This window comes from Candidatus Krumholzibacteriota bacterium, from assembly GCA_034520215.1.
In the GTDB taxonomy this organism is placed as follows: Bacteria; Krumholzibacteriota; Krumholzibacteriia; order Krumholzibacteriales; family WJIX01; genus JAGHBT01.
Map to the genome: position 1 here is coordinate 449,047 of JAXHNR010000001.1, position 13,156 is coordinate 462,202.

The window sequence follows — 13,156 nt, forward strand, 5'->3', positions numbered from 1 at the left end:
GCTTCTTAGAGGGAAAAAAATAAAGTAAATTAAAATAACTGGTGGCGGTGCAGGGACTTGAACCCCGGGCACGAGGATTATGATTCCTCTGCTCTAACCAACTGAGCTACACCGCCAGGCACTCGAAAATAGTAAGATAAAATATACTAATGTCAAGTGAAAAGAAAACAGTGAATAGATTTTTCTTTTCTCGGCGGTAATGGTTTGTTATAGATAGATTGTATACTTGCAGCAGCGAGATTCCCCGCGCGTTAATTTTTTAGATGCCGGGGCGGGGGGATTTAACTTTTTATGGGGGGGTGGGAAATGAATTATTACTCATCAAATGACGCTGACAGTTCTGTCCTAGATGGAAGAAATATCGTTGTTCTGGGATATGGTAATCAGGGACGTCCCCAGGCTTTGAACTTAAGAGACAGCGGATTGAAAGTGTCTGTCGCGGCCAGAAGGGGGGGAGAGAGCTGGCAAAGAGCGATTGATGACGGGTTCAGAGTGGTAACACTGGAAGAAGGAGCAAAAGAAGCTCAAGTACTTATTTTGCTCATACCTGATGAAATACAGCGAGACGTGTTCTTAGATCAGATAGCCGGCAATCTGGAGTACGGCTCCGTGCTGTGTTTCGCCCATGGATTTTCCGTTGCTTTCAGAGAAATTCAAACCTCAGATTATGTCCAGGTTCTTGTTGCTCCAAAGGGACAGGGTAAGAGAGTCAGGGAAGCATATCTGGAAGGAAGCGGCCTTCCGTGTCTGATAGGTGTGGAAAATGACCTCTACGGAGACGGGATGAAAGTTGGTCTGGCAATAGCTGAAGGGCTCGGATGTCTCAGGGTAGGAGCATTTGAAACAACATTCAAGGAAGAAGCCGTAAGCGATATTTTCGGTGAGCAGGCCGTGCTGTGCGGGGGAGTCACGGGGCTTGTCAAATGTGCTTTTGACACACTGGTGAGCAAAGGATTCAGCCCCGAAGTAGCGTATTTTGAGTGTATGCATGAGTTAAAGATCTTAGTCGACATATTTTCACGGATTGGTTTTTCGGAAATGAGAAAAGTAATAAGCACTACAGCGGCATACGGAGGATTACGTTACGGTGAGGCGCTTATTGACGAGGAAACCGGCAGTAAGATGGAGAAACTCTTTGAATTTATAGACAGTGGTGAGTTTGCCCGGGACTGGCTGGATAAATCCGCCGCCAATAGGGATTTTCTTGTTGAGCTTCGCGAGAAAGAAAGTGAGTTGCTGATCGAAAAAATCGGCAGGGAAATAAGGAGCCTGTTCCCGGAGAATAAATGAGGTTTGTATATTTGTATAATAGATGTGTGCTGAAGCCGCGTGAGGGGTTGTTGGCGCAAAATAGAGGAGGAAGAAATGAGACATTTTGTTAAAATGGCTGTCCTGGTATCTGCTGTAATTCTTGTTGCCGCAGCGGGATGTAATAATGGAACGGATAAAGATAAGAATAAGGGTGATGAAGCGTTTCGCATCCCCGATTCTCTTCTCAGTCCAAAGGATCGCTTTCACCTTGTCCGTGATGACTATCATCCTGTAAAAGGAGGGGTGATGGCTAACAAGGATATTTCACTGCATTATCCCGCCAGCCAAATATATGATTTTATATCCAGAAAAATGTTTGGTATTGCCTTTGACAGCTATAAGCTTGTTGAGGAAAAGATAGGAAGGCCGGCCCGGGGAAAGGTCGTCTGTATCGGAGCGAAAGATATGGATGAATATAAATTTCTCACAAGGAAGGAATGGTGGTATTACGGTTTTATCAAAGGGGATACGATATATTTTGAACCTTACGACATAATGCTTAAGAGACTTGACAGGAAATCAGGACAGACGATTGCTCAAATAGCTTTTATTCAGAAATTTGCGCAAATGGCCCTCAGGGAAAAGTCCAACGGCAGAATTCCTCTCTGGTTAAGAGAATCAATCGCTTCCTATCTGGCAGGGGAAGGTTATGTGCTCAAAACTCAAACACCACAGTTCAGGGAAGAATTCACCGGTTTCAAGCCAACGGTCGGTGAATTGAATGATTATCTGAAATCTGCTCAGGATATGGGGCTTACCAGAGTTTCATTCTATATAGCTTATCAGATGTTAGAAAATCTCATTGATATTTCTTCCATGGAAGAAATAATGACCTTCATAGAAAAATTGGAAGAAGGCAGTTCACTTGATGACGCGTCAACCGAGGTTTTCGGTATGGATTATAATACGCTCATATCAAAAATTGACGATTTTAAGGCCGTACCCGAAAAGGGATGGAATAAGTAGTAATATGAATAAGGATAAGAGTCATATCAGAGTTAGATTCGCTCCCAGTCCAACGGGGCACCTGCATGTTGGAGGCGCGAGGACCGCGCTCTATAACTATCTTTACGCCAGGAAGACAGGGGGCAAATTTATACTTAGAATTGAAGATACAGACGTAAAGAGGTCAACCGAGGAATCCTACGAAGGGATAATCGACGCGATGGAATGGTTGGGGCTCGAATCTGATGAGGGGCCTTTAGCGGGGGGTGATTACGGGCCATATACACAATCAGGAAGAAATGTGCTGTATCATAATGAAGTACGGAAACTTTTAGATGCCGGCAAAGCTTATTATTGTTTCTGTACTCCTGAAAGGCTAAAAGAGATGAGATTTGAAATGGAAGAAAAGAAACTTCCAGCTAAATATGACGGCAGGTGCCGGAAGTTGTCTGAGTCAGAGGTGGAGGAAAGGCTTTCAAAAGGGGTTCCTCATGTCATTCGTTTTAAAATGCCGAGTGAAGGAAATGTCTTTTTCAGAGATATTGTAAGGGGAAAATTCACTTTTGATAACGCGAATCTGGACGATTTTGTTCTCATAAAGTCAGACGGCAAACCTACTTATAATTTTGCCGTTGTTGTTGACGATGCCCACATGAAGATTTCCCATGTTATAAGAGGCGATGATCACATTTCAAACACACCCAGACAGGTTAGTCTTTATCACGCGCTGGGATATAAAGTCCCGAAGTTTGCTCACCTTCCGATGATTCTCGGAAGGGACAGGGCCAGGCTCAGCAAGAGGCACGGCGCGACTTCAATAGCTTACTACAGAAAACGTCATTATCTCGCTGAAGGACTGCTGAATTACCTGGCTCTTCTGGGATGGTCGCTTGACGGTAAAAGGGAACTCTTTACGCGTAAAGCCCTTATCGATAAATTTTCACTTAAAAAAGTTTCAAAGAACCCCGCTGTATTTGATAATGACAAGATGGAATGGATTAATTCAGAACATTTAAAAAAGATCTCTCTTGTGGGTAAAATTTCCCTGGTACAGGATGTGTTGGATGAAGAAGGATTGATCCCGCCCGAATTTGATGTGGATATTACTAAACCGGTTGATCTTAAAATTGTGCCGGAAGAAGAAGATATAAAAGAAGAGAAGATACGCAATTATAAAATGGCAGATAAAGAAATCAAACGGCTTGGTACAATTATCAATGTTCTCGGCAACCGCCTTAAACTACTGAAAGATGTGCCGGATATAATGGGCTATTTCTATACTGATAATTACAGTGTGGATGAAGAAGCCGTAAGGACACATCTCTTGAGAAGTGAAGTCCCGGATCGTATGAATAAACTGGCCGATGAATTTGAGAAACTTAAATATTTTGATAGAGAATCAGTTGAAAAAGCCCTGAGAGATCTTGCATTTGCTCTTGAAATTACCGCGGGAGAGCTTATTCATCCCTGCAGGGTGGCTCTTACGGGCAAGATAGTTTCTCCTGACATATTCTGGGTTGTTATTCTGTTGGGTAAGAATAAAACTGTAGAGAGACTCAGAAATGCTGCTGAACTGTATTCAAGTATATAATTTTATAAATGGTATTGCTTTTCTATCCGGAATCTTTTAATTTCCCTTTAATAATGGAGAGTCGTCTAATGGCAGGACAGCTGACTCTGGCTCAGCCGATGGAGGTTCGAATCCTCCCTCTCCAGCCACTTTTTTTTAATGAGGCCCCTTAGTCTAGTGGTCAGGACGCATGGTTCTCAGCCATGAATCAGGGGTTCAACTCCCCTAGGGGCTACCAGATAGAAGCCCGGAAGGATTTCAGGTTTTCCTTTCGGGCTGTTGATTTTAAAGTTGATTTATTGTTACTTCAACGGCAAACTGCCGTTTTATCATAGAGGCGCTCATCCGCCTCCAAAGGGATTACTGGAATTAGAAGAACAGCTTCCTCCGGATGAACTGAAAGCGGAAAAGCATTTGTCAATTTTAGTTGAATTACAACGCGGACATCTTACCTTTGATTCACTCGATTTTACCAGTTCTTCAAATTCATTTCCGCATTTATTACATATAAATTCGTAAATCGGCATTAGTTACCTCGTTCTTTTGATTGCCAGCTGTAATTATCAATAATATCGCCGTCGCTTCTATTGCTGTTCTTGAGCGATTCGAGTACAAGTTTGCAGATTTTTGGCGGAAGGTTGTCAGAAAGGCTGTAGAATATCTTTCTGTGTTCCCTTCTTGATACCACGAGGTTCTCCTCGCGGAGGATCCGCAGGTGTTTTGAAATACTTGCCTGGTTTAGTCCTATCTCATTGGTGAGGGATGTGACATTTTTCTCACCGTCACAAATGGAGTGAATTATTCTAAGACGGTTGCTGTCGGCAAGCGCCTTGAGGCGTTTAGCCATAATATCGTAAGCGGATCTGTTTTCAACGTCTTTCATGTCCTCTCCTTTGTCATATGAATATATAACAATATAAGAATATGTCAAGTAATATTCTACCAAATAATTTTAAAGGAAACCTTTTATTTTTTTATGATCAATCGGTTTGTTTCCCGAATATTCTTATAATAAAGAAAAGAAGGCAGGCAGAAATAATAAGAGAAACTGTAATTGGTACTCCAAGGGCTACCAGCAGATAGCCGGTTACGAGTGATGTCGCGCCTACTGTAAGGGCGTAAGGAAGCTGGGTTTTTACGTGATCTACGTGATCAGCGCCCGAAGCCATAGATGACATGATCGTCGTGTCGGAGATCGGTGAGCAGTGATCTCCGAAGATTGCTCCGGAAAGGATAGCTGCGATTGATGAGAAAAGGATAGGGTTGAATTCCGGTCCTTCCAATCCGGCTATTTTTGCGGTTCCGAAAACCATGGGAATTACTATGGGTGTCAGTATAGAAAGAGTTCCCCATGATGTGCCCGTTGAAAAGGAAATCCCCATGGCAAGAACAAATACAATCATTGGAAGATAGCGTACAGAAATAACCTCTGAAAGCGAGTTGACAAGAAAGTCGGCCGTGTGAAGCTCTGAGCATATTTCCCCTATGGACCAGGCCAGAACAAGTATAAGAATTGCCGGCATCATCGATTTTATTCCGTTTACAAGAGCTTCAATCGTTTCGTTTAGTGTCAATAGTTTCTGTGACAGGGCCAGGACCGCGGCTGTGATGCAGCCGGAAAAAGACCCCCATAATAGAGCCGTAAATGAGTTTGATTCCTTGATAGCCTCGAAGATACTGCTTGAATCTACGCCCGCTTCAGCAAGAGACGCTTTCCCCGTTAAAACAAGACCGGCAAATGAAACTGCTATAACGGTTGCTATAGGGATTATTCCGTTGGCGAAAACGGGACTGGCATTTTCCGCCATAGACACACTTTCAGAATCCAGCGTTGAAGCCGGTTGAGCTGTCTCACTGCTTAGCTTTCCTGTTTTTCTCGCTCTCATTTCCGCCTTGTACATAAGAGAGTAATCCCTTTTTGTATATATTATAAAGAGTACAAAGAGGAGGGCGAGAATCGGATAGAAACTGTAGGGAAGAGATGATATGAACGCAGTTAGAGGATTCCTGTCTATGCCTATTGAGTTGAAGGCCTGGCCGAGAAGCGATATCTGAAAACCTATCCAGCTGGTGATAACAGCAAGACATGTTATAGGGGCCGCTGTTGAGTCGACAATATAAGAGAGCTTTTCTCTTGAAATTCTTAATTTGTCTGTTAGAGGACGCATTGAATTTCCAACCACAAGAGTATTTGTGTAATCATCGAAGAAGATCATAATTCCCATGAGCCAGACTGTAAATTGACCGCGCCTGGCAGTTGTGGCGAGTTTTGAAACGGTGTTTACTATTCCGCGCATTCCGCCCATCCTGGAGGTAATGCCGACAACACCTCCGAGGAGAAGAGTAAAAATAATTATTGAAATATGATCTATACCTTCCGATGGACCGGCAAGTGTTTGTGGTATGTAATGGCTGATAATATCAAATAGTGAAGATATAGGACGGTATCCGGTCAGGATAAAGGATCCGATCCATACGCCGGCAAAGAGAGCAATTACCACCTGCCTGAAGGCAAGCGCGAAGATAATGGCGATTATCGGAGGGATAATAGAAAGAAGACCGTTGATTGAAAAGATTTTCAGGGTTACAGATTTTCCACTACCTGTAATTTCGAGTTTGTGACTGCCCGCTTCATCCACCTTTAGATTAATCCCGCGCTGAGCTAATACGGGAGCGGAAGTTCTTGATAGCAGAGAATCATCAAGAAAGATTCGAAGGGTATCCCGTGCGGAAAAATTTCCTTCAGCAATAGTTGATGAGAGGTCAAAGTGAAGGGAGATATTTTCGAGGGTAACTATCCTTCCTGCATCCTTTGCTCGAGCCGCTGTACATAATAGAAGTGTCAGGGAAAACACGAAAACGGCAGCTGATATTTTTGTTATTTTACTCGTTCTGTAAATTGTGACACCTCTTCAGTAATAATTTAAAAGACTTGATTGAATACGGCTATGCCCAATTGACTGAATATGATAATCGCTTGGAGGGCAATAGCACTTGAACCGTAAGGCCGGCAAGCCTTTAATCCTTTTTGAGATATGACTATATCAGGGTTGGAATGTGTTGTCAATTCGTAGATGAAGTGGAGTTCCCCCAATTTTTAAATCGATTCTACCGTCAGGACGTTTCAGGCAGCTTCCAGTAGATTGACTTTGTCAAAACCGCGGTCGATTTCCCCGGCGAGCAAATCGCCGCTCTGCGCCTCGGACTCGCTCTTTCTGCCCCTGAAAGGGGCAGAAATCCATGCCCGCTCGTCCTCCGGAGGGTTTTGCCAAAGTCAATCTACTGTCGCCCGATTTGCCAAATAACCGATTCCACTTTTCCATAGAGTTAACTTGTTGAATGATATAACATTACTAAAATTCGAACCAATTTTTTTGGGAAACTCCAAGGAGAAAGATCTTGACTCTAAGGCCGTGGGGAGAATAATATTAAACCGCAGGAACTGATTTAGAACAAGGACAACTATAGTGTTGAGGTGTAAGGGAGGTTGGGATGGTTTCCAGAATTCTTTCAGGCGCTGTTGTAGGGATAGACGGGTATGAGGTGATGGTAGAAATTGATCTTGCCAGAGGACTTCCCTCCTTTACGATAGTAGGTCTTCCGAACGCGGCAGTAAGAGCCGGGAACGGGTTACTTCAGCTATCAAGAATAGCGGATATGAATTTCCAACGAAGAAAGTAACGGTGAATCTGGCTCCGGCTGATATAAAAAAGGAGGGGGCGGCTTTTGACCTTCCGATCGCGGTTGGTATTATTCTGGCTAGCGACCAGGCTCCCGCCCGTCTTGAGAAAAAGACAATATTCCTCGGCGAACTGGCTTTAGACGGCCGCCTGAAACCTGTAAGGGGTGTTCTGCCGGTTGTCTGGAGCGCGAAAAAGATGGGCTATCGGAATGTTATCCTTCCCAAAGCGAGTTTTAAAGAGGCGGCGGCGGTAAGGGGAGTAAGTTTTGCTCCCTGTGGTAATCTTGAAGAGGCGATTGCCGCCTTGCGCGGAGATTTTAAGATGATTGATTCTCCGGGGCCTGAGAAAACAGAAAGAAGAAAGTATGAACTCGATTATTCACAGGTTATCGGGCAGGAAGCGGCCAAAAGGGCGCTGGAAGTTTCCGCTGCGGGCGGCCATAATCTTATGATGGTAGGGCCGCCCGGATCCGGCAAAACGATGCTTGCCCACAGGTTCCCAACTGTAATAACACAATTTGACGAAGAGGAAGCTCTGGAAAACGCCCGTGTGCTTAGTGTAACGGGCAAACTTAATGGAGGTCCACTTAATTTTGAGAGGCCTTTCAGAGCTCCTCATCATTCTGCGAGTTATGCGGGTCTTATTGGCGGCGGAAGACATATTACACCCGGGGAAATCTCCCTGGCGCATAACGGTGTGCTTTTTCTAGATGAGCTTAGTGAATTCAGAAGAAATGTCCTTGAAACTTTAAGGCAGCCTATAGAAGAGGGGAAAATTGAAATATCGAGGGCGAATTCCACGGTTACGTTCCCCGCAAAATTTCAGCTCATTGCCGCTATGAATCCCTGCCCCTGCGGTTATTACGGCAGCGGTACCGGCAAATGCGATTGCGCGCCGGCACAGATAAGAAGATACCGTTCGAGGATTTCCGGTCCCATACTGGATCGTATTGCTATTCATATCATGGTTAGAGCTGTTGATCCGGAAAGGTTTGAAAATAAAGCCGGCGGTAAGATTAGAACTTCTTCTGAAATAAGAAAGAAGATTTTTGCTTCATACATCTTACAGAGGGAAAGATACAGGAAATTTAAGAATATCCGCAGAAACGCCGACGTTCCTCTCTCGGTGCTCGAAGAATTCTGCCCCTTAGATAGAGGAGCTCTGGATCTTCTATCATCTGCCCAGAAGAAACTACTTTTCAGTGCCAGGAGCAGAAAGAATATACTTCAAGTCGCCAGAACTATTGCCGATCTCGAAGGAGCTGAAGTAATCGGAGCCGCTCATATTGGAGAGGCGATTCAGTACAGGCCTTCACACTTTATTGAATCGTTATGATAAAGAACGCCCTCATTACAGATTGGGGTCGTGCAGAATGTCTCTGGCGATGATCATCCGCTGAATTTCGCTTGTTCCCTCGAATATTCTATTAATTCTCGAATCACGGTACATTCTCTCAATGGGAAATTCATTTATAAACCCGTATCCTCCATATATTTGCATAGCATTATCTACAATTCTGTCGAGAGCTTCAGAACAGTATAGTTTTACCATCGAGGATTCTCTTGTAACCTTTTTGCCCTGGTCATACATCCACGCTGTTCTGTAAAGTATAGATTCCATATTGAATATTTCTGTCGCCATATCCGCCAACATCCACTGAACCCCCTGGAATTTGGATATTGATTTTCCAAACTGCACTCTTTCTTTAGCGTATGCGGTAGAAAGAGCAAGCGCCTCTTTCGCGGAGCCGAGGGCCGCCGCTCCAAGTCCCAGTCTTCCCGTGTTTAATACTTTCATGCCTACTAAAAATCCTCGTCCCACTCTGCCCAGGACATTTTCCTTTGGCACTTTTACATCTTCTAAGATAAGTTCAGCTGTTTTTGATCCCCTGATCCCCATTTTCTCTTCTATTTTTCCCACGCTGAAACCGGGAAAATCCTTTTCAACGATGAAAACTGTTACTTTTCCCCTGTTGCTGTCGTCTACTACCTTGGCAAAGAGGGTAAAAATGTCGGCGAAACTGCCGTTAGTAGTAAAGAGTTTACGCCCGTTAAGCAGATAATAGTCACCTTTGTCTTCAGCTGTTGTTTCAGGATTGTAGGCGTCAGAGCCGGCGTTTGCTTCAGTAAGTGAATAGGCTCCTATCTTACTTCCCTCGCATAACGGCACCAGATATTTTTGCTTCTGTTCTTCCGTTCCGAACATGTATATTCCGGAAGCTCCTATACTCTGGTGGGCGCCGATAAATGTGGCTGTAGAGGCACATCCGCGGCCGATTTCCTCCTGCATTATGCAATAACCCATTTCTCCCATGCCGGAGCCGCCGTATTCGGGTGGAAAAGAAACGCCGAGGAGCCCCAATTCCGCTATTTTATCAATAATTTCCTGAGGTATCTCTTCTTCCCTGTCAATTTTGTCCGCGGCTGGTTTCAATTCTTTATCGACAAATTTCTTGACCATCTCTTTAAGCATTTTCTGTTCATCAGTGAATGTCCACTCCATTTGTTCCTCCTATTTATATAAGAACGAAAAGCTCTATTAAATAAATGACCTATGGGTTTATAGTAATTATTCCAAGAGCTGTTATATTACTTAACAGGAAATGCAAGAATAAGAACAACTCCCGTTTGTGTCAAGAGAAATGAAAAAAGTTGCCGACGCGCCATGTAACGTGATATTCTGCCGATATTAAATCAAACCTTTTTTTGTAAGTTCCAGGCACGAAGGGAAAAACTTTTACATGAATCTGAATAGAAGGAATTTCCCGATAGGCAAAAAGAAAGCCGGAGCTCTTTTAGCAATACTTATACCCGAAGTCAGGGAAATAGTAAACGGCGGGGAAACTCCTTCTGTTTCCTCTATTGCTCAAAAGACGAATTCGCCCTTTAAGGTTTTAATATCCACGGTAATAAGCGCGAGGACAAAGGATGAAGTAACAGCTGAATCAAGCCGGCGTCTGTTCGCTTTGGCGGATTCCGCCGAAGCAATAGCTTCTCTTTCCGAGAAGGCGATAGCAAAAGCAATTTATCCGGCGGGATTTTATAATACAAAGGCGAAATCAATAAAGAAACTCTCGAGGCAGCTTTTAAGGGAATTTAATTCAAGAGTTCCCGATACTTTAGAAGAACTTATCAGGCTGCCGGGGGTCGGCAGGAAAACTGCCAATCTTGTTATAGCCAGAGGATTTGGTAAACCGGCAATCTGTGTTGACACACACGTTCATAGAATTGCAAACAGGCTGGGTCTGATAAAAACAGATAATCCGACTCAGAGTGAATACGCGCTCCGCGAGATTTTGGACAAGAAATACTGGATAGAAATTAACGATCTTTTTGTGATATTCGGAAGGACGGTATGCAGACCTGTCTCGCCGTTCTGCAGTATGTGCGGTATTATCAACCTATGCAAGCGGAAGGGAGTAGAAAGGTCAAGGTAAGTTGTAACAAAATTTTTACTTATAGTGATAATTTATGGAATACAGAATTGTTATTCACTATTATTATATTGAGGATTAAATCCTGAACTCTATTTCATATTTACCTGATTATCGCAAAGAAATTTATATGATTCGGAGGATGATATGAGAAGATTATTTATTTCATTTGTATTGATATTTTTTCTGATACGACCCGCAATAGCCGGACAACCCGATTTTAAGAGATATTTTACCTCTTCCTCCCTGAGAGTCGATCTGTATCATACGGGGTATAAGAGCAAGGAACTTTTCAGTATCGATGAAGTTATTGAGGAGCCCTGCTGGGGCGGAAATCACAATGCCCTTATAGATACGATGAATCTCGGGACTTATATTTATCGTGTTTTCGATCTTGAGACGAACGATTTAGTTTTCTCCAGGGGTTATTGTTCTATATTTGGTGAGTGGGTGACTACCGATGAAGCGCGTGAAGGCAAGGTCGGCACCTTTCATGAGTCGGTGATTATGCCTTTTCCGAGAAGACCGGTTCAGATAAGGATTGATCGGAGAAACAGAGAAAATATTTTCACCAATGTCTTCAGCTTCGTTGTCGATCCTGACGATTACAATATAGCGACAGAAAGCAGGTACGATTATTTCAGAGCGAGAACTCTGATTAAAAACGGGCCGCCGGCGAGGAAAGTTGATATTGTGATTATCGGGGACGGCTATCGCAAAAATGAAAATCATAAACTGCGGAATGACGCGGAGAGATTTATTGAAGTACTCTTCAGTGTTGAGCCGTTTAAAAGCAGGAGGGATGATTTCAACGTGCGTCTCGTTGAATCTGTCTCGGGTCAGTCGGGAGTTGATAATCCAAGAGAGAGTGATTACAGGAATAACCTTCTTGGCCTTTCGTTTGACACTTTTAGTATTGACAGATATATGCTTTCAACAGACAACAGGCGTATCAGGGATATTGCCGCCAAAGTACCCTACGATCAGGTGATCCTGTTGGCAAATGAAGAGAAGTACGGAGGCGGAGGAATATTTAATCTCTATTCCGCCTCGGTCTCAGATAATGAATATTCAGAGTATATTTTTGTCCATGAGTTCGGTCACGCTTTCGCGGGGCTCGCTGATGAATATTATTCATCAGAGGTTACTTATAATGATATGTATCCCAGAGGTGTTGAACCCTGGGAACCTAATGTTACAGCTCTCCTTAACGGGGACTGTGTCAAATGGGGAGACCTTATCGGCCCGAATGTGCCAATTCCAACACCTGATGACTCTACATACGCGGGAATTACCGGTTGTTTTGAGGGAGCAGCTTATTCTGCTGAAGGACTATATCGTTCAAGCCGCGACTGTATTATGTTCTCGAAGTCGATTGAGAAAGGGTTTTGTCCGGCATGCGGGAGAGCCATAGAGAGGATGATAGATTTCAGGACGAATCAGTGAATGTGGTTCGTTACGATTAGAGCGTAAGCCCTCCGTCGATTATTATAGTTTGTCCCTGAATCCAGCCCGCTTCTCTTGAGAGAAGGAATGAAACGACGGGAGCTATATCTTCAGGTTTACCGATTCTGCCTGAAGGGGTGCGTTTTTTCCATTCCTCTAATGTACGTTCTTTCTCCGGGAAATAGTCCAGAGAGGCGGTATCTACAGGTCCTCCGGAGACGGCGTTTACATTTATTCCCCTTGAGGCGAGTTCGCGTCCAAAATAACGAACCAGCGATTCAAGAGCCGCTTTGCTGGCTCCGACAGCCGTATAGCCGGGAAGAACTGTTTGCCCTCCTATAGACGATATCGCGACTATTGACTTTATTGAATCGCCAAACTGCTTGATTGTTTCCTGACAGCAGAGCATGAATGCTCTGGCGTTTGTATCTATCGCCTTTTTCCATCCCAACCGCCCGATCCTCTCAGCCGGACCCAAAACGCCTGAGACCGCGTTGGAAACAAAATAATCAAGGCTTCTGAATTGTTCGCTTAGTTCCCGGAACATATACCTGATCTCTTTATGGTCCGAAATGTCAGCTTTAAGAAGAATAGCTTTTCGTCCAAGTTTTTCAATCTCCTTAGCCGCTTTAGAAGCAGCCTTCCGGTCCCTTCTGAAATTAATAGCGATATCTGCTCCTTCAGAAGCCAGCCGGAGTGCTATCGCGAGCCCTATTCCTCTTGATCCTCCCGTTATAAGAGCCTTTTTACCTTTATGTTTCTTCATAG

General features: G+C 43.9%; 12 protein-coding genes and 3 tRNA genes. 9 read left to right on the forward strand and 6 right to left on the reverse strand.

Going from position 1 to position 13,156, the window contains the following annotated elements:
• Window positions 1-39 precede the first annotated feature (39 nt).
• A tRNA-Met gene (locus U5O15_01830) sits at window positions 40-116 on the reverse strand.
• A 190-nt stretch (window positions 117-306) separates the two neighbouring features.
• Between U5O15_01830 and ilvC the strand changes: the two genes are divergently transcribed.
• The 5 genes from ilvC (at window position 307) to U5O15_01855 (ending at window position 4,064) form a co-directional block, all read left to right on the forward strand.
• A complete protein-coding gene (gene ilvC / locus U5O15_01835) occupies window positions 307-1,290 on the forward strand; it encodes a ketol-acid reductoisomerase (GenBank protein ID MDZ7859406.1) in 984 nt (327 codons plus the stop codon).
• 75 nt (window positions 1,291-1,365) lie between these two features.
• Window positions 1,366-2,277 (forward strand): hypothetical protein, encoded by a 912-nt coding sequence (locus tag U5O15_01840; GenBank protein ID MDZ7859407.1) that lies wholly within the window; start codon window positions 1,366-1,368, stop codon window positions 2,275-2,277.
• Window positions 2,278-2,281: 4 nt separating this feature from the next.
• Window positions 2,282-3,847 (forward strand): glutamate--tRNA ligase, encoded by a 1,566-nt coding sequence (gene gltX / locus U5O15_01845; protein ID MDZ7859408.1) that lies wholly within the window; start codon window positions 2,282-2,284, stop codon window positions 3,845-3,847.
• A 54-nt stretch (window positions 3,848-3,901) separates the two neighbouring features.
• Window positions 3,902-3,975 (forward strand) — tRNA-Gln (locus U5O15_01850).
• A gap of 14 nt (window positions 3,976-3,989) precedes the next feature.
• A tRNA-Glu gene (locus U5O15_01855) sits at window positions 3,990-4,064 on the forward strand.
• Window positions 4,065-4,167: 103 nt separating this feature from the next.
• Here the strand turns inward: U5O15_01855 and U5O15_01860 are convergent.
• The 3 genes from U5O15_01860 to U5O15_01870 form a co-directional block, all read right to left on the reverse strand.
• Complete coding sequence (locus tag U5O15_01860; protein MDZ7859409.1) at window positions 4,168-4,353, reverse strand: zinc ribbon domain-containing protein; 186 nt, start codon at window positions 4,351-4,353, stop codon at window positions 4,168-4,170.
• On the reverse strand, window positions 4,353-4,709 hold the full coding sequence (locus tag U5O15_01865) for a metalloregulator ArsR/SmtB family transcription factor (protein ID MDZ7859410.1): 357 nt from the start codon (window positions 4,707-4,709) through the stop codon (window positions 4,353-4,355). The genes U5O15_01860 and U5O15_01865 overlap by 1 nt, the downstream gene beginning before the upstream one ends.
• 97 nt (window positions 4,710-4,806) lie before the next feature.
• Entirely contained in the window at window positions 4,807-6,681 is a 1,875-nt protein-coding gene (locus U5O15_01870) for a Na+/H+ antiporter NhaC family protein (GenBank protein MDZ7859411.1), read from the reverse strand.
• Between the two features lie 637 nt (window positions 6,682-7,318).
• Here U5O15_01870 and U5O15_01875 point away from each other — a divergent pair.
• Together U5O15_01875 and U5O15_01880 are read left to right on the forward strand one after the other, a co-directional pair.
• Complete coding sequence (locus U5O15_01875; protein MDZ7859412.1) at window positions 7,319-7,507, forward strand: hypothetical protein; 189 nt, start codon at window positions 7,319-7,321, stop codon at window positions 7,505-7,507.
• A complete protein-coding gene (locus tag U5O15_01880; GenBank protein ID MDZ7859413.1) occupies window positions 7,468-8,844 on the forward strand; it encodes a YifB family Mg chelatase-like AAA ATPase in 1,377 nt (458 codons plus the stop codon). The genes U5O15_01875 and U5O15_01880 overlap by 40 nt, the downstream gene beginning before the upstream one ends.
• A gap of 15 nt (window positions 8,845-8,859) precedes the next feature.
• Here the strand turns inward: U5O15_01880 and U5O15_01885 are convergent, their stop codons facing one another.
• Window positions 8,860-10,011 (reverse strand): acyl-CoA dehydrogenase family protein, encoded by a 1,152-nt coding sequence (locus U5O15_01885; protein MDZ7859414.1) that lies wholly within the window; start codon window positions 10,009-10,011, stop codon window positions 8,860-8,862.
• A gap of 238 nt (window positions 10,012-10,249) precedes the next feature.
• Between U5O15_01885 and nth the strand changes: the two genes are divergently transcribed.
• Window positions 10,250-10,945: an endonuclease III gene (gene nth, locus U5O15_01890; protein MDZ7859415.1), complete on the forward strand. Its 696-nt coding sequence runs from the start codon at window positions 10,250-10,252 to the stop codon at window positions 10,943-10,945.
• Between the two features lie 144 nt (window positions 10,946-11,089).
• On the forward strand, window positions 11,090-12,388 hold the full coding sequence (locus tag U5O15_01895) for a M64 family metallopeptidase (protein MDZ7859416.1): 1,299 nt from the start codon (window positions 11,090-11,092) through the stop codon (window positions 12,386-12,388).
• Between the two features lie 16 nt (window positions 12,389-12,404).
• On the opposite strand, the gene U5O15_01900 is transcribed toward U5O15_01895, so the two are convergent.
• A complete protein-coding gene (locus U5O15_01900) occupies window positions 12,405-13,154 on the reverse strand; it encodes an SDR family oxidoreductase (protein MDZ7859417.1) in 750 nt (249 codons plus the stop codon).
• Window positions 13,155-13,156 lie beyond the last annotated feature (2 nt).